We start from the raw sequence: 22,585 nt of genomic DNA, 5'->3' as shown, positions 1-22,585 counted from the left end.
AGCGCCGGTGAAAAATTGACGACTAAGCTCGGCGCTTTTGTTCCCCTCTTCCTGTTTACGGGGAGAGGGTAAGGGTGAGGGGCTGCGCAGACTCTACCGCGCTCGCACCGCTCACCCGGCCTTACCGCTTCGTTTCGCGGTAGTGCGTAATGCCCAGATCGCGGATTTTCTTGCGCAGTGTGTTGCGGTTGACCCCGAGCAAATCGGCTGCTCGGATTTGGTTTCCGCGTGTGGCCGCCAGTGCCGCCAGAACCAACGGATATTCCACCTCGGTAATGACGCGATCATACAATCCCGATGGTGGAAGTTCGTCTCCGAACATCTTGAAATAGCGTTGTAAATTCTGCTCCACCGCTTGCCCGATCGTGAATTCTTCGGGTATGTTCGACGGCACATTTGGCGCCGGCTCCACACCGGCGCTGAGCTCCGCCTCAATGTTTTCGCGTGAAATTTCGTCTTGCGGATAGAGCGCCGCCAGCCGTCGCACGAGGTTTTCCAGCTCGCGCACATTGCCCGGCCAGGCATATCGCTTCAGCGCTTCCATGCCGTCGGCAGTAATGCGCTTGGCCTGTAGTCCTTCCGCTTCGGCGCGCGAGAAAAAGTGCCGCACAAGATCCGGCACATCCTCCGAACGCTCGCGCAGCGCAGGCAAGCGCAACGGCACCACATTCAGCCGGTAGAACAAATCTTCGCGGAACAGGCCCTGATTGATCAGCACCCGCAGATCCTTGTTGGTCGCGGCGACAATTCGCACATCCGTCTTGATCGGAGTGCGCCCGCCAACTGTTGTGTACTCGCCCTGTTGCAGCACGCGCAGCAGCCGCGTCTGCGCCTCCATCGGCATGTCGCCGATTTCGTCCAGAAACAGCGTACCGCCTTCGGCCTGCTCGAAGCGACCGCTAGACCGGTGTTGCGCGCCGGTAAAGGCACCGCGCTCATGCCCGAAAAGCTCCGACTCGATCAGGTCGCGCGGAATCGCAGCCATGTTGATCGCTACGAACGGGCCGTTCTTGCGCCGGCCATACTCATGCAACGCGCGCGCAACCAGTTCCTTGCCGGTGCCGGATTCGCCCGTAATCATCACGGTCAAATCGGTCTGCATCATACGCGCCAGCATCCGGTAAATGTCCTGCATGGCGGCGGAGCGCCCAACCAGCGGCATGGATTCGGCCTGATCGTCGGCGCGTTGCGAAGCCTTTGCACGGCGCGGCTCTGACAATGCGCGCGAAACGACGTTTATCAGCTCCGAGAGATCGAACGGCTTGGGCAGATATTCGTACGCGCCGCTTTCCGACGCCTTTATCGCGGTCATGAACGTGTTCTGCGCGCTCATCACGATCACCGGCAATTCAGGTCGCGCCTTGCGAATGCGTGGCAGCATGTCGAAAGCGTTTTCGTCGGGCATCACAACATCGGTTATCACCAGATCGCCATCGCCCGCCGCCACCCAGCGCCACAGCGTTCCGGCGTTGGAGGTCACGCGCACTTCATGTCCGGCCCGCGAAAGCGCCTGGCTCAGAACCGTGCGAATTGCAGCATCATCGTCCGCAACGAGAATCTGACCATGCGGATTCATTGGTCGTCTCCATCGGGGCCATCATGTTCGCCCCGCCAGGCTGGCATGAGAATGCGGAACGAGGTGCCGCGCGCAGTGGATTCGCACTCCACGATCCCACCATGTTCGCCAACGATCTTGGCAACCAGCGCCAATCCAAGTCCGGAGCCATTCGGCTTTGTCGTAATGAAAGGGTCGAACAGGATCGGCAGCAAATCCTCCGAAACGCCGGATCCGTTATCCTGCACCTTGAATTCCAGTGGCAGCGACACACGCTCCTGACTTCCCGGCATGGAAACGCGCATTCCGGGCCGGAACGCTGTCTTGAGTGTAATCTCGCCGCCCGGCATGTTGCCAATTGCTTCCGCAGCGTTTTTCACGAGGTTTAAAAACACCTGTATCAGCTGGTCCCGATTGGCATAGACCAGCGGCAGCGATGGGTCATATATCTCAACGATGCGGATTTTCCGGGCAAATCCGTTTGCCGCGATTGCCTTCACGCGATCCAGGACGACGTGAATATTTACCGGCACGCGGTCGATCGGCCGTTCGTCGGAAAACACCTCCATGCGGTCAACGAGCGCGACGATCCTGTCCGTCTCTTCGGTTATCAGCCGCGTCAGCGGGCGATCCTCATCGGAAGCCGAAAGCTCCAGCAATTGCGCCGCCCCACGAATGCCCGAAAGCGGATTCTTGATTTCATGCGCGAGCATCGCCGCAAGACCAGAAACGGAGCGCGCCGCCCCGCGATGCGTCATCTGCCGGTCGATCTTGTCGGCCATCGACCGTTCCTGAAACATAATCACGACCGATCCCGGAAGTTCGATAACCGGCGCGGCATAGAGATCGACCAATTTGTCTCCTCCCAGCCGAGGTGATGAAATGTCTACACGGTACTCATTGACAGGGGCATGACGCTCCCGAACCTGCTGAACCAGAGCCATCAGCGGGCTGTCATAGGGCACGAAGCGCTCCAGCTTTTGCCGAGCCAGCATAGTCGCGCTCAGCCGGAAAAAGTCCTCAGCATCCGCATTGGCATAGGTGATGAAGCCATCCGTACCGATCATGATGACCGGACGGCGGATTGTGTTCAGCACGATTTGCGCCGCATCCTCGGGAGCAAAACCATCGGCATCGTTTGGGCTCATGCTGCTTCCCGAATTTCCTGCCGCGCGGCAAAGGCCCGCTCGAGCGCTTGCCTCACCTCATTTGGCTCAAAGGACTGCAAAATCGTCTGTCGCATGGCTTGATCCGCATCCGGCGCGTGCCGGTCGAGATACCAGCGCAAATGCTTGCGTGCCTGGCGCAGCCCACTCTCCGTGCCATAGAACGCGAGCATGTCCGCATAATGCTCGATAACATATTCATATATATTTTTTTGCCTATATGCCGCCTCGCCTGCCGCTTGTCCGGCAATGCTTCCAGCCGTCCACGGCGCGCCGTAGCTCGCGCGGCCAATCATCACCGCATCCGCGCCGCTCGCCTGTATCATCTGCGTCGCGTCAGCGAGGCTTGCGCAATCGCCATTGGCAACCACCGGTACGCTGACAGCCTGCTTCACAGCGGCGATTGCCGCCCAGTCCGCCCTGCCTTCATAGAACTGGCAGCGCGTCCGCCCGTGCACCGTCACCATCCGCACGCCGGCGTTTTCCGCCCGTGCGGCAAGCTGCGGCGCGTTGCGGCTGTCATCATCCCAGCCCAGCCGCATTTTCACCGTCACCGGCACCTTCACCGCGCTAACCACCGCATCGATCAGTGAAACCGCGTGATCCAGATTGCGCATCAGCGCCGAGCCGCAATAGCCGCCCGTTACCTTCTTTGCCGGGCAGCCCATATTGATGTCGATAATGTCCGCGCCTTCACCCTCAGCAATGCGCGCGGCCTCTGCCATCGCGCCTGTCTCGCGGCCTGCCAATTGCACCATGTGGGGCATATCGCCGTCGCGCTGTATGCGGGCGTTTGTGTCGCTGCGCCCTTTGGCGAGTTCACCGCTTGCAACCATTTCGGAAACGACCAGCCCGGCGCCATGCGCATAGGCACGCCGACGAAACGGCAGATCGGTCACGCCAGACATCGGCGCGAGAAAAACACGGTTGCGCAAAGTCACGCCACCTATGCCAAGTGGCGTTGCAAGCTTTTCCGCACTGTCGTTGCACAAAAACACGGCATTCCGTCCTATTGCACGTTTCTTAGACATATTCGCTTTTGCGGCGCAACTCAAATGTTTGCGGCGGTCGCAATTTGCGTTGAAGCACTGGCAATGTTCGGCTGGCGAAACTATGGCTTTGGCATGGAAAAAACATCGCAGATTGCGCGGGTCGCCGCCATTATTGTCGCCGCAGGCAGGGGTGAGCGCGCAGGCCGCGCCGAAGGGCCGAAGCAATACCGCATGCTCGGCGGCAAAGCCATCATTGCGCGCACTTTGCGCAAATTTCTGGAGCACCCTGCCATTGAGCGCATCGTAATCGCGATCCACAAGGATGACAGCGACTTGTTCGCCGCCGCCATAGGTGATCTGCCGCCCAATGTTGCCACGGTCGTTGGCGGAAAAACGCGGCAGGAATCCGTATTGCTTGCGCTTCGCGCCCTTCAGAATTCGTCGCCCGACGCTGTTCTCATCCACGATGCTGTTCGCCCGTTCCTCGACGCCGATTTAATCACGCGCGTCATCGAAGGCATTGCGACCGATTCCGGCAGTCTGCCAGTCATGCCCATCGTCGAAACGGTCAAGCGCGGCAGTGCTACCGGCCATGTCGTGGAAACGGTAGATCGCGCCGGGTTGCACACCGCGCAGACGCCGCAAGGCTTCCCCTTTCGCGCAATTCTGGCCGCACATGAGCGTGCGCATCAGTCGGAAGACCGTGAATTTACCGACGATTCCGCCATTGCCGAATGGGCCGGCCTGCCCGTAAAACTGGTTGCGGGTCTTGCGGAAAACGTCAAACTCACATGGGCGAAAGATATTGAAATGGCGCAGCAGCGCGCGGCCTTTACTGCATTTCCTGATGTACGCACGGGCAACGGCTATGACGTGCACTCCTTCGAGCCCGGCGATCACGTCACGCTCTGCGGCGTCAAAATTCCGCACGCCAAAAAGCTGAATGGCCATTCCGACGCCGATGTCGGGCTGCACGCGCTCACAGATGCGCTGCTGGCCACATGCGGCGCGGGCGACATCGGCACGCACTTCCCGCCCTCCGATCCGCAATGGAAAGGCGCTGCATCGCACATCTTCGTTGAGCATGCGGCTTCAATCGTTCGCGCCCGAGGTGGCCGCATTGCAAATGTGGACATCACCTTGATCAGCGAGGCTCCGCGCGTCGGCCCGCACCGCGCCGCCATGACCGAAGCGCTGTCGAAAATGCTTGGCATTTCGCACGATCGCATCTCGATCAAGGCGACAACGAATGAAAAGCTCGGCTTCATCGGGCGCGAAGAAGGCATTGCGGCCATCGCGACCGCGAGCGTCATTTATCCGGGAGAAACACCGGCATGAGCGAAACAGAAATCGCTGAAGACGGCCGCGTGATTGCGAATCTTTTCCTGCAAGCCTGCCACCGGCACAAAATTCTGGCAGCCACGGCCGAAAGCTGCACCGGCGGGCTGATTATCGCGGCGATGACGGATATTCCCGGCTCATCCTCGATGGTTGATCGCGGCTTCATCACCTATTCCAACGAAGCCAAGATGGACATGCTCGGCGTTCGCCGCGAAACGCTCGACGCACATGGCGCGGTTTCGCGCGAGACAGCTCTGGAAATGGCGTCGGGGGCGCTGGTGAATTCGCGTGCGGGCATCACGCTCGCCGTCACCGGCATCGCCGGACCCGATGGTGGTTCGGCAGACAAGCCTGTCGGCCTGGTTTGGTTTGGTCTGGCGATGACAGGCCGAGAGACGATTGCGCAGAAGCATATCTTTGACGATCGCGGCCGCGACTACATCCGTCGCCAAACCGTCCTCACCGCGCTGAAAATGGGCATCGACGCGTTGAAATGAGGGGTGGTTCACACACCCGTCCCATAAATCTCGTCAGCCCGTTTTTCGAACGCTTCTGAAAACATCCGAAATGCGCGGTCGAACATTGCTCCCATGACGGCGCTGAGAATGCGACTTTTGAATTCGTAGTCGATGAAAAACCGGACCTCGCAGCCTTTTTCACGCGGCACGAATGTCCAGGTATTCGTCAAATGCTTGAACGGTCCGTCGAGATATTTCACGTCGATCACGTTCTCGTCCGGCTTGAGCAGCACCTGGCTCGTAAACGTCTCGCGGATCGCCTTATAGCCCACTGTCATATCCGCGATGAGCAGCGCCTTGCAGTCGCGCTCCTTGCGCGAGCGTATCGTCAGCGCTTCGCAAAGCGGCAAAAACTGCGGATATTGCTCGACGTCCGCCACGAGCGCAAACATCTCTTCCGGCGAATGTCCGACGATGCGGGTAGTCTCGAAACTCGGCATCAGGCGGAGGCGGAAATCCGCTTCAACTGTTCCTCACGCGCAGCGCGCAGCTTGGCGAAATCATCACCGGCGTGGTGAGATGAGCGCGTCAGCGGGCTGGATGCCACCAGCAGGAATCCCTTGGCCTTGCCCACGGTCGCATAAGACTTGAACTCTTCCGGCGTCACGAAACTCTTCACCGGATGGTGCTTCTTGGTCGGTTGCAAATATTGGCCGATGGTCATGAAATCGACCTCCGCGCTACGCAGATCGTCCATCAACTGCAGCACTTCGTTGCGCTCCTCACCGAGCCCAACCATGATGCCCGACTTGGTGAAAATCGACGGATCGAGTTCCTTCACGCGCTGCAACAGCCGGATGGAATGGAAATAGCGCGCACCGGGACGCACAGTTAGATAGTTGGACGGCACGGTTTCCAGATTGTGATTGAACACATCTGGCCGCGCAGCGACTACAATCTCCAGCGCGCCCTCTTTGCGCAAAAAGTCCGGCGTCAAAATCTCGATCGTCGTTTCCGGCGTAACGCGGCGGATCGCATGGATCACATCCGCAAAATGCTGCGCGCCACCGTCGGCAAGATCATCGCGATCCACGGATGTGATGACGACATGCGTCAGGCCCATCTGCCTCACGGCCTTGGCGACGTTCTCCGGCTCCTCCGCGTCGAGCGCGGTCGGAATACCTGTCGCGACATTGCAGAACGCGCAGGCGCGCGTGCAAATCTCACCCATAATCATAAAGGTCGCGTGCTTCTTCTCCCAGCACTCGCCAATGTTCGGGCAACCCGCTTCTTCGCACACCGTCACGAGCTTGTTCGTTTTGACGATCTCGCGCGTTTCCTGATAGCCGCGCGAAACCGGCGCTTTCACGCGGATCCACTCCGGTTTACGCAACACCTCCTGATCGGGGCGGTGCGCTTTTTCCGGGTGCCGCAGCCGCGGCTCGTTTAGAACGGTGTCGAGAACTGTGACCATAATTACCTTGACGCCTGCGAGCGCCCGAAAATGAAGAGGACGATGATCGCGCCGATGGTCGCGACGATCAGATTGCCTACGAAGCCGTAATACATGACGTTCATCAGTCCGGCGAGCGTTCCGCCAACGAATGAACCCGCTATGCCCACCAGAATGTTGGTCAGCAGGCCGTGGTCGCGGTTCATGGAGCGCTCAGCGATCCAGCCCGCCAGAAAGCCGATAACGAGCATGCCGAAAAAGCCGACGCCCGGCATGGTCATGATTCCGTAGGTGTTATCCATCAACCTCTCCCGTTTTCGGCAGGCCCTTATATAAGGGTGAACGCCGCCATTGAAAACAGCGACGGATGCACGCGCCTTATGCGTTCAGCGCACGCCCATATGCATCCAGCACGCTTTCTTTCATCATTTCGGAAAGCGTCGGGTGCGGGAACACCGTATGCATCAGGTCTTCCTCAGTGGTTTCGAGGTTCATCGCCACCACGAAGCCCTGAATCAACTCGGTCACTTCCGCGCCAACCATATGCGCGCCGAGCAATTCGCCGGTCTTTTTGTCGAAGATCGTCTTGATAAGACCCTGATCCTCGCCGAGCGCAATCGCCTTGCCGTTCGCAGCAAAGGAAAAGCGCCCGACGCGAATATCCCTGCCCTGCTCCTTGGCTTTCGCTTCGGTCAGGCCAACTGACGCGACCTGCGGCTGGCAATAGGTGCAGCCCGGAATCTTGAGCTTGTCCAGCGCGTGAACGCCGGGCACTCCGGCAATCTTTTCCACGCAGATCACGCCTTCATGTTCCGCCTTGTGCGCTAGCATCGGCGGCCCAGCAACGTCGCCGATTGCGTACACACCCGGCACATTTGTGCGGCCATATCCATCTGTAACAATCGCGCCGCGATCAATTTTCACGCCGAGTGCTTCAAGACCGAGGTTCTCGAAATTGCACTGCACGCCGACAGCCGAAATCATTCGGTCGGCGGTGATGGTTTGCGTCTTGCCGTCCTTGCCTTCAAGCGTGGCTGTTATCGAGTTCGCACCCTTTTCGACCTTCGTCACCTTGGTTTCGAGCAGGATTTTCATGCCCTGCTTTTCGAGCTGCTTCTTGGCAATCGTCGAAATCTCATTATCTTCGACAGGCATGATCTGCGGCATGATTTCAACCACTGTGACGTCCACACCCATCGTGCGATAGAAAGAGGCAAACTCGATGCCAATCGCGCCCGACCCCATAACCAGCAGTGACTTCGGCATTTCCTGCGGAATCATCGCCTCGAAATAGGTCCAGATCAGCTTGCCATCCGGCTCGATGCCGGGCAGCGCGCGGGGCCGCGCACCGGTCGCAACAATGATGTGCTTGGCCGTATACGTGCCCTCGCCCTTCACGCCCTTCGGCACCGGGTGTTGCGGCTGCATGGCTGGCTTGGTCGGCTTGCCAACTACGATCTCGCCGGGCTTGGTCAGCTTTGCCTCGCCCCAGATCACATCGACCTTGTTCTTCTTCATCAGGAAGCCGACACCGCCATTAAGCCGCGCAGAAACCCCGCGCGAACGGTCAACAACCGCTTTGGTATCGGCGCTCACCGTGCCGTCGATTTTCAGGCCGTAATTCTTCGCGTGCTCCGCATAATGCATTATCTCTGCGGAGCGCAGCAGCGCCTTGGTTGGAATACATCCCCAGTTCAGGCAGATGCCGCCAAGATGTTCGCGCTCCACAATCGCCGTTTTTAGGCCAAGCTGCGCCGCGCGCACGGCCGTGACATAGCCGCCCGGTCCCGAACCGATGATGATGACGTCGTAAGAGTCAGCCACAGCCAGTCTCCCTACAAATCCAATAGTTTCTTCACAACGGGTGCGAGCGCTGAACCGATAGCTCTCGTATTTTCAGCGTCGAGATGCACGCCGTCGAACGCTGCGGTTTGCGACACGCCAGCGGCATCGAAAAACGCACAATCCAGTTCCCGCGTGACCATGCGATAAGCGTCGGGCAATTGCCGTGAGGCCTCGTCACCGCCAGCAAACATCGCCGCATATTCGCTGTTGTTAGTGCGCGAAACCGGTGGGGGCGAAACGAGCAGAACCTTCGGCGTCGCAGCGCCGAGCGGATAAGGATGCCCCCGCACGATTTGCACCAGCCGCTTCATTCCATACGCTGCGCCCAGCGGGTTGCCATGTATCCATGGCTTCATGTCGTTCGAACCGAGCATGACAATCACGAGATCAAGCGGCGAATGCGTGCCAAGAATTGTTGGCAGCACACGCGCGCCATTGCGATCTTCGCCTGCCAGATTGTCGTCATAGGCGGTCGTGCGGCCGTTCAAACCCTCAGCGACGACGCACGCGCCATCGCCCAACTCCGATTGCAAAACGCTTGGCCAGCGATCCGCATATTCATGGCGCGTCAATGTCTCGGCATTGAAGCCCCAGGTTAGCGAGTCGCCGTAGCAGAGTATCGTTTTCATCGGCAGCGGCTGCCTAGACCAACATGCTCATCGGGTTTTCGATCAGCCGCTTGAACGCCTGCAGCAGTTCCGCACCCAACGCGCCGTCCACCGCACGGTGATCCGTCGAGAGTGTCACAGACATGACGTTCGCAACTTTGATTTCGCCATTCTTCACCACGGCGCGCTGTTCGCCAGCGCCCACAGCGAGGATTGTCGCGTGCGGTGGATTGATAACCGCAGCGAAATCCTTGACCCCGAACATGCCGAGATTGGAAACCGCGGTCGTGCCGCCCTGATATTCTTCCGGCTTGAGCTTGCGCGATTTTGCGCGGCCCGCGAGATCCTTCATTTCGTTGGAAATAGCTGACAGCGACTTGGTTTCGGCCTGCCGGATAATCGGCGTAATCAAACCGCCGGGTATAGAAACCGCCACGCCCACGTCGGAATGCTTATGGCGAACCATCGCGGAATCCGTCCACGAAACATTCGCGTCCGGCACTGCCTGCAGCGCCAACGCCAGACCCTTGATCACCATGTCGTTGACCGAAAGCTTGTAAGCTGGAGCTTCGCCCTTGTCCGTTTTCTTCAAAGGCGCTGCCGCATTCAGTTGCGTGCGCAGCGCCAGCAGCGCGTCGAGTTCCACATCTACCGTCAGATAGAAATGCGGGACCGTTGTCTTGGCTTCCACGAGACGCCGAGCAATCGTCTTGCGCATATTGTCGTGCGGCACCAGTTCGTAGCTGCCTTCCGCAAACAGCTTGAGCGTTTGCTCGTCGGAAGCTCCCTTTGGCGCCGGTGCTGCGGCGGGCGCGGCCTGCGCTGCGGGAGCAGCTTTCGCACCACCTCCGGAAATCGCGGCCTCTACGTCAGCCCGAACGACCCGGCCATGCGGACCGGAGCCCTTGATCCCGGCAACATCAACGCCTGCCTCCTTCGCGACGCGGCGCGCCAGCGGTGAGGCAAAAGTCCGCCCGTCGCCCTGTCCACCACTTTCAGCTTTCGGGGCTGATGCCGCCGCAGGCTTGGGGCTCGCTGCGGGGGCCGGTTCTGCCTTTGCTTCCGGCTTTGCGGCTTCAGCCTTTGGCGCTTCCGCTTTTGGCGCAGCGCCGCCGCCCGATGCTGCGGCTGCAACATCCTCGCCCTCGCCCGCCAAGATCGCGATCAACGCATTCACCTTCACGCCTTCGGTGCCGGCGGGCACTACCAGCTTGGCGACCGTACCTTCGTCAACCGCCTCGACTTCCATCGTGGCCTTGTCGGTTTCTATTTCTGCGATCACGTCGCCCGGCGCGACCTTGTCGCCTTCCTTGACGAGCCATTTGGCCAGATTGCCCTCTTCCATCGTTGGCGAGAGAGCGGGCATGGTGATGTTGATCGGCATGTGTTCCTCCCGCCCGTCTCAGCGATATGTCACGGCCTTGGTCGCCTCGATAATCTCGGCGACGTTCGGCAAAGCCAGCTTTTCCAGATTGGCCGCATAAGGCATCGGCACATCCTTGCCCGCAATGGTAAGCACGGGAGCGTCCAGATGGTCGAATGCGCGTTGCGAAACTTGATTGGCGATGAAATCGCCGACCGATGATTGCGGGTAGCCTTCTTCCACAACCACCAGGCGGTTCGTTTTCTTCACCGAAGCAATGATCGTGTCGAGGTCGAGCGGACGGATCGTGCGCAGGTCGATCACCTCCGCATCAATGCCCATTCCCCGCAATTCCGCCTCGGCCTTGGTGCAATACGTCATGCCGATGCCGAACGAGACGAGCGTCACGTCCTTGCCCGGCTTGTGAATGCGCGCCTTGCCGATTGGCAGAACGAAGTCGTCCATCTTCGGCACATCGAAGCTGTGACCGTAGAGAATTTCATTCTCAAGGAAGATCACCGGATTCGGGTCACGAATAGCGGCTTTCAGCAGGCCCTTCGCATCTGCGGCCGAATAAGGCATCACGACCTTGAGGCCGGGAATATGGCTGTACCAGGCGGCATAGCATTGCGAGTGTTGTGCAGCCACGCGTGCCGCCGCGCCGTTCGGCCCACGGAACACAATCGGCGCGCCCATCTGCCCGCCCGACATGTAAAGCGTCTTGGCCGCCGAGTTTATGATCTGGTCGATTGCCTGCATAGCGAAGTTGAAGGTCATGAACTCGACGATCGGCTTCAAGCCTGCCATCGCCGCACCCACGCCAACGCCCGCAAACCCATGCTCCGTAATCGGCGTGTCGATAACGCGCTCGGTGCCGAACTCCTGCAGCAGGCCCTGCGTGATCTTGTACGCGCCCTGATATTCCGCGACCTCTTCGCCCATGACGAAAACGTCCTGGTCACGGCGCATTTCCTCGGCCATTGCGTCGCGCAATGCTTCGCGAACGGTCGTGGAAACCATCTCCGTTCCCGCCGGAATGTCCGGGTCGGCCGCGGCTTCCGTCTTGGGTGCCGCTGGAACCGCAGCCTGCTTGTCCGGTGCCGGCTCCGCCGCAACGGCTATTGCCTTTGGGGTTTCGTCAGCTTCGCCGACACCCTTTGCAGCCTGATCCACGTCCTCGCCTTCGACTGCGAGGATGGCAATCGGTGTGTTTACCTTCACACCTTCCGTACCCGCTGCGATGAGGATTTTCGCGAGCACGCCCTCATCCACTGCCTCGACTTCCATCGTGGCCTTGTCGGTTTCAATTTCGGCAATCACATCGCCGGACTTGATCGTGTCGCCTTCATTTTTCAGCCATTTGGAAAGGTTGCCCTCTTCCATGGTCGGCGACAGTGCTGGCATCAGAATTTCGATAGACATGGTCGCCCTTCCTTAAAGTGTAATATCGGTCCAAAGCTCGGATGCATCCGGCTCGGGATCGGTTTGGGCGAAGTCTACTGCATCGGCCACGATGTCGCGCACTTCCTTGTCTATCTCTTTGAGCTCTTCCTCGCTGGCCCACTTCTTCTCAAACAGGCGCGCTTTCACCTGCTCGATCGGGTCATGCTCCGAGCGCATCTTCTGCACCTCTTCCTTGGTGCGATATTTGGCGGGGTCAGACATTGAGTGGCCGCGATAGCGATAGGTCAGCATTTCGAGAATGATTGGCCCTTTGCCCGAGCGGCACCATTCCGTCGCCAGATCCGCCGCGGCCTTCACGGCGCGCACGTCCATGCCGTCCACCTGAATGCCCGGAATCTTGAACGAAATACCGCGATGCGAGAAATCCGTCTCCGCAGACGAGCGCGACACCGCCGTGCCCATTGCGTACCGGTTGTTCTCGATCACATAGATAACCGGCAGTTTCCAGAGAGCGGCCATGTTGAAGCTCTCGTAAACCTGGCCCTGATTCGCTGCGCCGTCACCAAAGAACGCCAGCGCCACATTGTTGTTCTTGCGATACTTGTTTGCGAAAGCCAGACCGGTTCCCAGCGAAACCTGCGCGCCGACGATGCCGTGGCCGCCGTAGAAGTGCTTCTCTTTGGAGAACATGTGCATGGAGCCGCCCTTGCCTTTCGACAAGCCGCCCTTGCGTCCGGTCAGCTCCGCCATCACGCCGCGCGCCGACATGTCCATCGCCAGCATGTGACCGTGATCGCGATAGCCGGTGATCATCTGATCGCCTTCGATCAGCGACATTTTCAGGCCGGTAACAACCGCTTCCTGACCGATATAGAGGTGGCAGAAACCGCCAATGAACCCCATGCCGTAAAGTTGCCCGGCCTTTTCCTCGAAACGCCGGATCAGAAGCATCGCGCGATACGCGTCAAGCTCCTGTTGCTTGTTGAATTCGACCGGCTTGGGTGTGGTGGGATTTGTCCCTGGCTTTGCGTCAGCTTTCTTAGCCGGCGCGCGCTTGGCGGCTGATGCCATACGTCTCTCCCTAATTCGTCTCTGACGGACTTTGGGGAGATGTAAATCCCTCCCCTGTTGCCGCAAACGCTATCTGGAAAACGTGGCGTCGTCCATGCGGAAAAATGCATGGCTGCCTTGCGCCTAAACTGTTATTATCGCTGATAAACTAGCCGATTAACTAGATTTCAGTTAATCATTGCAGCGTTACGATCAGTTCGTTGGGGCGACTGTAATCGAGTTCCCTGCGCGCAAACTCGTCCAGCATGTCCTTTTCGATCGTCCCTTCGCGCAACATCTGAACCCTGCGTTCCAGTGCCACGCGCTGCGCCGTTGTGGTTTTCAGCTTTTCGCCGAGTTCCACGATATGCCCTTCAAGCTGGTACTTGGAATAGATGCCATATTCGCCGTGATAGGCATGAAATCCGAAATAGCTCAGAAACACAATCGTGATGGCGGGCACGATCAACCGCCCCGTGTTTCGTTGCTTGTGCTGTCTCGTCCACATCTGCGCATTCTTCATGCCTATATCTGGCTCCGCCATGCTTAATGGACGGTTACGCTCCTCCCGATTTTTTGATCAGAGCGTTTGTGCTGCGGCGCAAAAATATTGTGCAATTAGGGCTGCGGACACCTTTCATTAACTATGAATTTGATGCAGAATCATAACCGGGTGTGGTTGGGAGTTGACGGGGCTGTCATGGACCAAAAGAGTCCGGGCTTCAAAGGAAATTTGGCTATAAAGCAAGGTTCGCAAACGGGTCCGCAAGATCGCGAGGCCGCATACGGACGTGTTGGTATTGCCAATGAATATGACAATGATTCGGCGTTGCCTGAAGATGCAATGCCGTATCGCAGCCGCGCGCGTGGTGAGGAAGCTGGCGTTGGTTTGTTCGGCATGTGGGTCGAGGATACCCGCGCCGGTCGCTTCGAAACCAATGTGCATACTTTCGAGCAATTGCAGCACGTAATTGCACAGCACGCGCAAGATGGCTTCCATCCCGTTGATATTTTTGGCTCCGGCCGGTTCTTTGAGCCGTGGTCCGTGGCCTTTGTGCAAAACGAAGCTCCCGGCAATGTCTGGCAGATCACGGCCGATGCAGGCGCGTTCAAGCGCCGCCATGAGGATATGCTTCGGCAGGGCTATCGCCTCGCCTCGCTCAATCGCCGTCACCGCAATTTCAACGCTGTGTGGGAGCCGGGCATGACCCGCGCCCAACCTGTTGCGTGGAATATGGGCTGGTCCGAGCTGATGTCGCTGGATCGCCGCCAGCGTGAGCGCGGATTGCGTATCGCGGCTGTGGACCGTTACGGGCCATCAGGTGCCCATTATGCTGCGGTTTGGGAACCGGGCGAAGGCGATCAGATGATCGAAGCTCCCGGCGGACTGAATGCTGGTATGCCCGCCTCCATGGCTACAATGGTCGACCGCTACACCGATGCCAGCCTGTTTGTGCAGGCAATCGGCCATAATGAACATGCGGTAGTTGCCTACAGGTCGGATGCGCCGCTGGCCAAGCGCCGCTTTGCGTGCCTGCCGATTGCGCGTTTCCGCGCATATGATCAGATTTGCCGCAATGGCGGCTATCGCCTCGCGTCCATCAGCCACGCGAACTGGCTCGGCAACAACACATAGTGCCAGCGGCGTTTTCCGCCGGCACCATGTCAATAAATCAACCCCGCAGGATCGAACGGCCAGCGTAAACCGCTGCCTTGCCAAGCTCTTCCTCGATGCGGATCAGCTGATTGTACTTTGCAAGCCGGTCCGAGCGCGCCAGCGAGCCTGTCTTGATCTGTCCGCAATTGGTCGCAACGGCGAGGTCTGCGATCGTGGAATCTTCGGTTTCGCCCGAGCGGTGCGACATCACTGCCGTATAGCTCGCCTTGTGCGCGGTTTCGACTGCATCCAGCGTTTCCGACAGCGATCCAATCTGGTTCACCTTCACCAGGATCGAGTTCGCGACACCCATCTTGATGCCGTCGCGCAGGCGCGCCGAATTTGTCACGAACAGATCGTCGCCAACGAGCTGCACGTTCTTGCCGATCATGTCGGTCACGATCTTCCAGCCGTCCCAATCGTCTTCGGCCATGCCGTCCTCGATGGAGATGATCGGATAGTCTGCGGCCAGCTTTGCGAGATATTTTGCCTGCGTCTTGGGATCGCGCGTTTTCTTCTCACCCTCATAGACGTATGCGCCGTCCTTGAAGAATTCGGTCGAAGCGCAATCCAGACCGATAGCGACTTCCTCGCCTGGCTTGTAACCAGCCCTTTCGATGGACCCCATAATGAAGTCCAGCGCGGCCTGTGCGCTCTTCAGGTTCGGCGCAAAGCCGCCTTCGTCGCCAACATTGGTGTTGTGTCCGGCGTCCTTCAAACCCTTCTTGAGTGTGTGGAAAATCTCCGAGCCCCAACGCACGGCTTCGCGAATGCTCGTCGCGCCAACCGGCATAATCATGAATTCCTGGAAGTCGATCGGGTTGTCGGCATGCACGCCGCCATTGATGATGTTCATCATCGGCACCGGCAGCACGCGCGCGTTCGGCCCGCCCACATAGCGATAGAGCGGCAGGCCCGAAGCTTCTGCCGCAGCCTTCGCTACAGCCAGAGAAACGCCGAGAATCGCATTGGCGCCAAGGCGGCTCTTGTTCGGCGTGCCGTCCAGCTCGATCATTGTCTGGTCGATGTGAAGCTGGTTTTCAGCCTCCATGCCGCCGATCGCTTCAAAAATCTCGCCATTGACCGCTTCAACGGCCTTCTCCACGCCCTTGCCGAGGTAGCGCTTTCCGCCGTCGCGAAGCTCTACGGCCTCATGCGCTCCGGTCGATGCGCCTGACGGCACTGCTGCGCGGCCCATGGATCCGTCTTCGAGCACGACATCGACTTCGACGGTCGGGTTGCCGCGGCTGTCCAGAATTTCGCGGCCGACAATGTCAATGATTGCGGTCATGGTGCGCTCCTGCATGTATGGCTAGAAAGTCCGCCTCTCTTAGCGGAAGCGCGGGAAAAGGCAACGGGCTTGGCGGTTCTGTTTGGGGAAGATGCTCGACAACTGTCAGTATCAAACGCCCGCATCAGCCCTTTGCGATGCGGTCGAATGCGATCAGCTTTTCCAGCAGTTCGGGCATGTCTTTCAGCGGCACCATATTCGGTCCATCCGAAGACGCCGAGTTATCGGGATCGTCATGCGTCTCGATAAATACACCTGCAACGCCAGCCGCGACCGCCGCCGAAGCCAGCGTTTTCACAAACCGCCGCTCGCCGCCGGAGGAGCCGCCCTGACCGCCCGGCTGCTGCACCGAATGCGTTGCGTCGAATATCACCGGCGCGCCAATCTCAGCCATTATGGGCAGTGCGCGCATATCCGACACCAGTGTGTTGTAGCCAAACGACGCGCCGCGTTCCGTCACCAGCACGTTCGGATTGCCTGAACCCGTAATCTTCGACACGACATTCTTCATGTCCCAGGGCGCGAGGAACTGGCCCTTCTTCACGTTCACGACCTTGCCGGTTTTTGCCGCTGCCACGAGCATGTCTGTCTGGCGCGAAAGAAATGCCGGTATTTGCAGTACGTCCACCACTTCGGCCACGACGGCGCAGTGCTCCTCGGTGTGCACGTCTGTGATGATCGGCAGGCCAAACTCCTTGCGCAGATCAGCGAAAATCGGCAGCGAGGCATCCAGTCCCGCGCCGCGCGTTGCGCCGAGCGAGGTGCGGTTCGCCTTGTCATAGCTGGATTTATACACCAGCCCGATGCCGAGCTTTTCGGTGAGTTCTTTCAGCGCGCCAGCCATATCGAATGCGTGCTGCCGCGATTCGAGTTGGCACGGCCCGGCGATAAGCGCGAGCGGCGCTTCATTGGCAAAGGTCACATTGCCGATTGTCACCGAATGGTTTGGCTTGGTCATGCGCTGGCCTCGAAAATGAAATGCGCGCCCTGCCCTGTTGTGGGCGGCACGACAAGTGCGTTGTCATGCGCCACATAGGTTATCCCATCGGCCTTGAAAAGACTGGTCAACGCTTCAATGTCCGGCGCAGAAAATAACACCGCTACTGGATGAAGCCCCTCGGCGCTGTCGTGGCTGTGTTCATCAAGCCCCCAATCTCGCGCAAAACTTTGGGGCGTCACGATCTCGACCGCCACATTCAGCAGTTTCAACAGAAGGCCGCCGCCATCATTCGTGCCACCGATAGGGGCATCGAAAAACGTCTCCAGAAACGCTGAATGCGTGCGAGGCTCGGGCGAGGCCAATACGATCCGCCGCAATCCGCTGACCCGATTACGATGGTGCTGGAGCGCTGCGCGGTCCACCTTCGGCGTTTTGACGCGCTGGCAGGTGAAGAAATACGGCGCGGGCGATTGGAGATCGCGCGCAAACGCCAGTCGAAATGCGGCTGTGCCGGTCTTGCCGGTTTTGTCGATCACATCGCGCGAAAAATCGAGAATTTTGCCGCTGGAAATACCCGCATCTACGAACCGTTTGTCGTCGGCTTTCGCATCCGCAGTGCCGAGCACGATTGCGGAGAAACCCTCGTCACCTGCCCGATCCCGGAAGATTCGGTCGCCCGTAACGAAGCCGTTGCCCTCATCTACAGCTTGCGCCGCCGCGTCCGCGTCCGCGACAGCCAGCGGCTCAAGAAACGTTCCGTCTTCGAGATAAACGCAGCAATTTGCCGTGCCGAACGGATGAACTCCAACCGGCGCCACCGTGAAGCCAAGCGCTCGGTATCTGCGTTGCGCCTCGTCCAGATTCGCAACCGGCAGAACGAGATGATCGAGTGAATAGGCGGTAGACATTTTGCACCTCTCGCAAGCAGCTTCTACTGCGAGCCGCGCGTCATTCAACCGCTTATCCGCAAAATTCCATCACCAGGGATTGTTGCGAAACTGTCCCGCCACCTGATCGGAGCTTGGAACGCTTCCGTTCGGCGTCAGCTTGTCCACAATGCCCGGCAGCGCCTTGGAAAGCTGGTCCAGCAGCTGATCTTCCGGAATGCCTGTCCGTCTGGAAAGTTCGGAAAGCATTCTGCCGCCAATTGCCTTGCCGAGGTCCTGCGGCGCGATTGGTGCATTTTGCCTGTCGGTCTTAACCCAGCTATCGGCCACATCGCCCTGCCCGTTCTTGGCGAGACGCTCCAGCAGTCCGCCGAGACCGCCTTCCAGCAAACCGCCTTGGCCCGGCTCCGTCTGTGCGGTGGTGTTGTTTTGCGGCGAGGTTTGGCGCGGCAATTCCTTCGGCTCCGCTTCCGGCTCATCTTCCTTTTGGCCACCGGAAAGCATCTTGCCAGCCAGCAATGCGCCAAGCGCGATCAGCAGGGGCTTCGTAATGTTTCCGCCCGGCACGGCGTCGTCAAACAGTCCCATTTATGCTCTCCCTGAAACACGCCGCCTCGCGGTCGCTGGCGGCAGAATGAAAACCACGGCTCACAACGCTTCCATCTGCAGTTGCGTTCCGCAGATCGTTGTGAAAGCATCCAAAACCTAGGGTATGTCTGAAATATGAAGGGTGCGGAAAATGGGTATCATTGCTTGGATTTTGCTCGGCCTGATTGCAGGCTTCATCGGCAGCCGTTTGATGGGCGCCGGCGGCCAAGGTCTGCTGATGGACATCGTTCTCGGAATTGTTGGCGCTATCGTCGGCGGCTTTATCTTCAGCGCAGTGCTAGGCGTTGGCGTCACCGGGTTTAATCTCTGGAGCCTCGTCGTTGCTGTCATAGGCGCTATGATCGCCATCTGGGGTTATCATCAGATCACTGGCAAACGACTCTGACCCCTTCTGGGCCAGTCATTCTTTAACTCCTGAAATCGTGAAGGTCTGGCACCGGGCGCATTGTCCGGTGTAGACCTTTTTGCAGACTCAATAAGACAATTGGCAGGTTGGATATGGCGAAGGTCGCGTTTCTGGGATTGGGTGTAATGGGCTATCCGATGGCGGCCCATCTCAAGAATAAAGGTGGCCATGACGTAACGGTCTATAACCGTACCACCGAAAAGGCCGAGAAATGGGTCGCGGAGCATGGTGGCACCTTTGCAAAAACGCCTGCCGAAGCTGCGAAAGGCAAGGATTTCGTTTTCTCCTGCGTCGGAAACGACGATGATCTGCGCTCCGTCACTATCGGTAAGAACGGTGCTTTTTCCGCCATGTCGAAGGGTGCCATCTTTGTAGACAACACCACCGCTTCTGCCACGGTCGCCCGCGAACTTGATGAGGCCGCGAAAGCCGGTGGATTCGGTTTTCTGGATGCGCCCGTTTCCGGTGGTCAGGCCGGCGCCGAAAACGGTGTTCTGACTGTCATGGTCGGCGGCGATGAGAAAGATTTCGAGCGCGCCAAACCCGTGATTTCCGCCTTTGCGCGCATGGTTGGCTTGATGGGGCCTGCCGGTTCCGGCCAATTGACCAAGATGATCAACCAGATCTGCATTGCAGGACTGGTTCAAGGCTTGGCCGAGGGTATCCATTTCGGCAAAAAGGCTGGTCTGGACATTGAAAAAGTCATCGATGTCATTTCCAAAGGTGCCGCCGGTTCGTGGCAGATGGAAAATCGCCATAAGACCATGAATGCCGGAAAATATGATTTCGGCTTCGCGGTTGACTGGATGCGCAAAGACCTCGGTATCTGCCTCGCCGAGGCTGACAACAACGGTGCAAAGCTGCCCGTCACGGCGCTGGTCGATCAGTTCTACAAGGACGTGCAGGGCATGGGCGGCAAGCGCTGGGATACGTCCTCATTGCTTGCTCGTTTGGAAAAATAGCGCCAGTTTTCGGCGCAAAATCGGATTTTTACGGGCGTATTTTCCCCGATTTGACCGATTTTGCGTCAGAAAATGGGTAGTTTATACGCGCTAAACGGAGTTGGAAGCGCTCTCTCTGTCCAAAACCATGTAATCCAGCGGCATCTGCGTAGTGTATTTTATCTGCTCCATCGCGAACGATGATGAGACATCTCGGATCTCGATTTTCGCGATCATGCGCTTATAAAACGCGTCATAAGCCGCAATATCTGGAACGACCACCCGCAGCAGGTAATCCACTTCGCCGGACATGCGATAAAATTCAACAACTTCTGGGAATTCCTGAATAACTTCCGAGAACCTGCGAAGCCATTCCAGACTATGCGAATTGGTTCTGATCGCTACGAAAACCGTGACCCGAACATTGATCTTTTCCGGATCGAGAACCGCTACCCTGCGCTTGATAACGCCTTCTTCTTCCAGCTTCTGGATGCGCCGCCAGCAGGGCGTTGTGGAAAGGCCGACTTTCTTCGCAATATCGGCCACCGCCAATGTTGCGTCCTCTTGCAAGAGGCGAAGGATTTTGCGGTCGAGGCGGTCCATTTAACGCTCCACTTAGAATATATTCGCGTTATGATCTGATTTTATGCCTCAATTCAAGAAAAATTTTCTACTCGATAAGATTTCTAACCGTCCTAGCGAGCATGGGTAGCAAATCGGTTTCGAACCACGGGTTCTTCTTGATCCAAATCCCGCTGCGCCATGATGGGTGAGGCATAGCAAGAATTTTTGGGTTTTCCGTTTGATCATAAATGTTGCGCCAATCGGCAACTGTCTCTGTCAGCGTTTTGCGGCGGTTTGGCCCCAGATGCCATGCTTGCGCGTACTGCCCGATTACCAGCAGCAATTTCAGTTCTGGCATGAGGTCAAGAAATTGCTGCCGCCATGCTGGTGCGCATTCCGGTCGCGGAGGCAGGTCTGAACCCTTTTTGTCCTGACCGGGAAAGCAGAAGCCCATTGGAAGAATGGCGAATTTCGTAGGGTCGTAGAATGTTGGCCGATCGACCCCAAGCCATTTGCGTAGCGTATCACCTGAGCGATCTTGAAAGGGTACGCCGCTCTCGTAAACCTTCGTTCCGGGCGCTTGTCCGGCAATCAGAATTTTCGCTTTTGTCGATACAGTGAATACCGGTCTAGGCTCATGCGGAAGCGGGTTTCCTATTGGATGTTCAATACATATCCGACAGTTTCGCGCCCGCGCCGATAGCTCCTGAAGTTGGATCTCGCGGTTCATGCGCTAGCGCTTGGCCTCGCCTTTAGCTCGTCATACCAGCGGCGAACGTTTGCCAAATTGTCTGGGATGGTGATCCGCGCGGGTTTCATGAAGTCGAGCGCAATCAGTCCGGTTATATCTGCAACAGAGTAATTATCACCGGCTGCAAATTGTCTTTGTGCCAGTTCGGTATCCAGCAATTCAAGAAATTCCAATGCCTTGGGCTTATTTGCTTCACCCCACTCGGCAACTTGCGGAACCTCCCAATCCTTCATTGCGGGGTGGGTGTGCCGGAACGCGAAACCGACCGGCAATAATAGATTCAGCTCCATGCGACGCTGCCACATCTCGACAAGAGCCTTGCCGACCGCACCTTCCCCGAAAAGCGCTGGTTTTGGATGCAGTTCTTCGAAATACCGGCAAATTGCTATGGTTTCGGTGATGATCGTGCCGTCATCAAGCTCGAGAACCGGCAGGCGGCGCAATGGATTGCGCTCTGCGACTTGCGGCGCGCGATGTCCTAAACTTCCCATATCCACTGGGACAAGCGGCACTTCGATACCCTTTTCGGCCAGAAAAACGCGTACTCGCCGCGGATTTGGAGCCTTGCCGCCATCAAACAATTTCATGGGAATCTCTCCATATTCGACGCTGATATACTAACCGCGTATACTAACCGCGGCTCAACAGGCTTGAAAGCCAGCGTCTTAATGTATCGCCAAGTCCCGCAAGGAAATCGTCGGTTGGTTTCGCCGGGTGATCCGGGTTTTGTCGCCAGTCACGCGGGCGCTCAAATTCGCCTGCCCAGATGCCTTTCCGTTCCTTACGCGCCTTGGCTTCCAGCGCCTCATAGCCGCCATAAGACAAGGCCCATCCGGACTCGACCATTGCCGCATTTATCTCGATCATTCCGACCGTGCAGACCGCGAGAAGCCGATCATATTTGTCGCGCTCGCTGCCTCTGCAATCCACGCTTTTTCCTTTGATCAGGGTCCGAAGAGCATCTCGCGAATTCTGCCCGCACGAATAGATTTTTCCCTGCAAGGTGCAGGACTGATTGAATTCCGGCGCGTCTATGCCCCACAACCTGATCCGCACGCCATCCATGGTGAGCGAATCGCCATCGTTTACGATTGGAGCGCCGCTGCGCGTGACCTGTCTGGCTTCATCCAGTCGCGCCACCAGCAAGATCAGCGCGAAAAGAACCAGTGCTGCAATGAGATAATCGAGCAATTTGCGCCACAATGGCCTCTGCCCGTCACGATAAAAGCGGCGTTTCGACCTTTCGTAGAGCTTTTCACTCATATGGCAAACAGTCTCTTAAGCTTTGGACACTAGCGTGAACG

Annotated in this window: 25 protein-coding genes; 5 read left to right on the top strand and 20 right to left on the bottom strand. The window is 58.0% G+C overall.

What is annotated here, in order from left to right; genetic code table 11:
- Positions 1-121 precede the first annotated feature (121 nt).
- Genes ntrC through dusB form a run of 3 tightly spaced genes read right to left on the bottom strand, consistent with a single transcriptional unit; the run spans position 122 to position 3,752 of the window.
- Entirely contained in the window at positions 122-1,576 is a 1,455-nt protein-coding gene (gene ntrC / locus DY251_RS18310) for a nitrogen regulation protein NR(I) (protein ID WP_116625350.1), read from the bottom strand.
- On the bottom strand, positions 1,573-2,703 hold the full coding sequence (locus tag DY251_RS18305) for a two-component system sensor histidine kinase NtrB (RefSeq protein WP_116625349.1): 1,131 nt from the start codon (positions 2,701-2,703) through the stop codon (positions 1,573-1,575). The genes ntrC and DY251_RS18305 overlap by 4 nt, the downstream gene beginning before the upstream one ends.
- Positions 2,700-3,752 carry a tRNA dihydrouridine synthase DusB gene (gene dusB, locus DY251_RS18300; RefSeq protein ID WP_116625348.1) on the bottom strand — a complete coding sequence of 351 codons (1,053 nt, stop codon included), beginning with the start codon at positions 3,750-3,752 and terminating at the stop codon, positions 2,700-2,702. The genes DY251_RS18305 and dusB overlap by 4 nt, the downstream gene beginning before the upstream one ends.
- A gap of 93 nt (positions 3,753-3,845) precedes the next feature.
- On the opposite strand from dusB, the gene DY251_RS18295 reads away from it, so the two are divergent.
- Both DY251_RS18295 and DY251_RS18290 read left to right on the top strand, forming a co-directional pair.
- Positions 3,846-5,051 carry a bifunctional 2-C-methyl-D-erythritol 4-phosphate cytidylyltransferase/2-C-methyl-D-erythritol 2,4-cyclodiphosphate synthase gene (locus DY251_RS18295; RefSeq protein WP_116625376.1) on the top strand — a complete coding sequence of 402 codons (1,206 nt, stop codon included), beginning with the start codon at positions 3,846-3,848 and terminating at the stop codon, positions 5,049-5,051.
- Positions 5,048-5,551: a CinA family protein gene (locus DY251_RS18290; protein WP_116625347.1), complete on the top strand. Its 504-nt coding sequence runs from the start codon at positions 5,048-5,050 to the stop codon at positions 5,549-5,551. The genes DY251_RS18295 and DY251_RS18290 overlap by 4 nt, the downstream gene beginning before the upstream one ends.
- A gap of 8 nt (positions 5,552-5,559) precedes the next feature.
- On the opposite strand, the gene DY251_RS18285 is transcribed toward DY251_RS18290, so the two are convergent.
- The 9 genes from DY251_RS18285 to DY251_RS18245 form a co-directional block, all read right to left on the bottom strand.
- Positions 5,560-6,012 carry a type II toxin-antitoxin system RatA family toxin gene (locus tag DY251_RS18285; RefSeq protein ID WP_116625346.1) on the bottom strand — a complete coding sequence of 151 codons (453 nt, stop codon included), beginning with the start codon at positions 6,010-6,012 and terminating at the stop codon, positions 5,560-5,562.
- Positions 6,012-6,986, bottom strand: coding sequence for a lipoyl synthase (gene lipA / locus DY251_RS18280; protein WP_116625345.1), 975 nt, complete (start codon positions 6,984-6,986; stop codon positions 6,012-6,014). Before lipA ends, DY251_RS18285 begins: the two co-directional genes overlap by 1 nt.
- A gap of 2 nt (positions 6,987-6,988) precedes the next feature.
- The gene (locus DY251_RS18275; RefSeq protein ID WP_116625344.1) at positions 6,989-7,267 is read right to left on the bottom strand and encodes a GlsB/YeaQ/YmgE family stress response membrane protein; all 279 of its coding nucleotides are present in this window, start codon (positions 7,265-7,267) and stop codon (positions 6,989-6,991) included.
- Positions 7,268-7,343: 76 nt separating this feature from the next.
- Positions 7,344-8,789 (bottom strand): dihydrolipoyl dehydrogenase, encoded by a 1,446-nt coding sequence (gene lpdA / locus DY251_RS18270; protein WP_116625343.1) that lies wholly within the window; start codon positions 8,787-8,789, stop codon positions 7,344-7,346.
- Positions 8,790-8,800: 11 nt separating this feature from the next.
- Positions 8,801-9,439, bottom strand: a complete 639-nt coding sequence (locus DY251_RS18265) for an SGNH/GDSL hydrolase family protein (RefSeq protein ID WP_116625342.1) — start codon at positions 9,437-9,439, stop codon at positions 8,801-8,803.
- 13 nt (positions 9,440-9,452) lie between these two features.
- Entirely contained in the window at positions 9,453-10,802 is a 1,350-nt protein-coding gene (locus DY251_RS18260) for a pyruvate dehydrogenase complex dihydrolipoamide acetyltransferase (protein WP_116625341.1), read from the bottom strand.
- Between the two features lie 18 nt (positions 10,803-10,820).
- Complete coding sequence (locus DY251_RS18255) at positions 10,821-12,203, bottom strand: pyruvate dehydrogenase complex E1 component subunit beta (protein WP_116625340.1); 1,383 nt, start codon at positions 12,201-12,203, stop codon at positions 10,821-10,823.
- A gap of 12 nt (positions 12,204-12,215) precedes the next feature.
- Positions 12,216-13,256: a pyruvate dehydrogenase (acetyl-transferring) E1 component subunit alpha gene (gene pdhA, locus DY251_RS18250; protein ID WP_116625339.1), complete on the bottom strand. Its 1,041-nt coding sequence runs from the start codon at positions 13,254-13,256 to the stop codon at positions 12,216-12,218.
- A 175-nt stretch (positions 13,257-13,431) separates the two neighbouring features.
- Complete coding sequence (locus DY251_RS18245) at positions 13,432-13,743, bottom strand: FtsB family cell division protein (RefSeq protein ID WP_116625375.1); 312 nt, start codon at positions 13,741-13,743, stop codon at positions 13,432-13,434.
- A 192-nt stretch (positions 13,744-13,935) separates the two neighbouring features.
- On the opposite strand from DY251_RS18245, the gene DY251_RS18240 reads away from it, so the two are divergent.
- A complete protein-coding gene (locus tag DY251_RS18240; RefSeq protein ID WP_137113842.1) occupies positions 13,936-14,871 on the top strand; it encodes a hypothetical protein in 936 nt (311 codons plus the stop codon).
- A gap of 37 nt (positions 14,872-14,908) precedes the next feature.
- On the opposite strand, the gene eno is transcribed toward DY251_RS18240, so the two are convergent.
- The 4 genes from eno to DY251_RS18220 all read right to left on the bottom strand — a co-directional run bounded on the left by eno (position 14,909) and on the right by DY251_RS18220 (position 18,598).
- On the bottom strand, positions 14,909-16,183 hold the full coding sequence (gene eno / locus DY251_RS18235; protein WP_116625374.1) for a phosphopyruvate hydratase: 1,275 nt from the start codon (positions 16,181-16,183) through the stop codon (positions 14,909-14,911).
- A 124-nt stretch (positions 16,184-16,307) separates the two neighbouring features.
- Positions 16,308-17,141, bottom strand: coding sequence for a 3-deoxy-8-phosphooctulonate synthase (gene kdsA, locus DY251_RS18230; protein ID WP_116625337.1), 834 nt, complete (start codon positions 17,139-17,141; stop codon positions 16,308-16,310).
- Positions 17,138-18,031 (bottom strand): VOC family protein, encoded by an 894-nt coding sequence (locus tag DY251_RS18225; protein WP_137113841.1) that lies wholly within the window; start codon positions 18,029-18,031, stop codon positions 17,138-17,140. The genes kdsA and DY251_RS18225 overlap by 4 nt, the downstream gene beginning before the upstream one ends.
- A gap of 69 nt (positions 18,032-18,100) precedes the next feature.
- Positions 18,101-18,598: a YidB family protein gene (locus tag DY251_RS18220; protein WP_116625335.1), complete on the bottom strand. Its 498-nt coding sequence runs from the start codon at positions 18,596-18,598 to the stop codon at positions 18,101-18,103.
- A gap of 151 nt (positions 18,599-18,749) precedes the next feature.
- On the opposite strand from DY251_RS18220, the gene DY251_RS18215 reads away from it, so the two are divergent.
- Together DY251_RS18215 and DY251_RS18210 are read left to right on the top strand one after the other, a co-directional pair.
- Positions 18,750-19,004: a GlsB/YeaQ/YmgE family stress response membrane protein gene (locus tag DY251_RS18215; protein ID WP_116625334.1), complete on the top strand. Its 255-nt coding sequence runs from the start codon at positions 18,750-18,752 to the stop codon at positions 19,002-19,004.
- Positions 19,005-19,102: 98 nt separating this feature from the next.
- Entirely contained in the window at positions 19,103-19,987 is an 885-nt protein-coding gene (locus DY251_RS18210; RefSeq protein ID WP_281004482.1) for an NAD(P)-dependent oxidoreductase, read from the top strand.
- A gap of 90 nt (positions 19,988-20,077) precedes the next feature.
- Here the strand turns inward: DY251_RS18210 and DY251_RS18205 are convergent, their stop codons facing one another.
- The 4 genes from DY251_RS18205 to DY251_RS18190 all read right to left on the bottom strand — a co-directional run bounded on the left by DY251_RS18205 (position 20,078) and on the right by DY251_RS18190 (position 22,544).
- Positions 20,078-20,569 carry an Lrp/AsnC family transcriptional regulator gene (locus DY251_RS18205; RefSeq protein ID WP_116625332.1) on the bottom strand — a complete coding sequence of 164 codons (492 nt, stop codon included), beginning with the start codon at positions 20,567-20,569 and terminating at the stop codon, positions 20,078-20,080.
- Positions 20,570-20,636: 67 nt separating this feature from the next.
- Positions 20,637-21,260, bottom strand: coding sequence for a uracil-DNA glycosylase family protein (locus tag DY251_RS18200; RefSeq protein WP_116625331.1), 624 nt, complete (start codon positions 21,258-21,260; stop codon positions 20,637-20,639).
- Positions 21,257-21,868: a glutathione S-transferase gene (locus tag DY251_RS18195; protein ID WP_116625330.1), complete on the bottom strand. Its 612-nt coding sequence runs from the start codon at positions 21,866-21,868 to the stop codon at positions 21,257-21,259. The genes DY251_RS18200 and DY251_RS18195 overlap by 4 nt, the downstream gene beginning before the upstream one ends.
- Positions 21,869-21,911: 43 nt before the next feature.
- Positions 21,912-22,544, bottom strand: coding sequence for a thermonuclease family protein (locus DY251_RS18190; protein WP_116625329.1), 633 nt, complete (start codon positions 22,542-22,544; stop codon positions 21,912-21,914).
- Positions 22,545-22,585 lie beyond the last annotated feature (41 nt).

Origin of the sequence: Mesorhizobium denitrificans, from assembly GCF_003403035.1 — a bacterium.
Taxonomy (GTDB): domain Bacteria; phylum Pseudomonadota; class Alphaproteobacteria; order Rhizobiales; family Rhizobiaceae; genus Mesorhizobium_G; species Mesorhizobium_G denitrificans.
The sequence above is the reverse complement of the archived record's forward strand: the minus strand, read 5'-3'. Positions and strand labels throughout refer to the sequence as shown.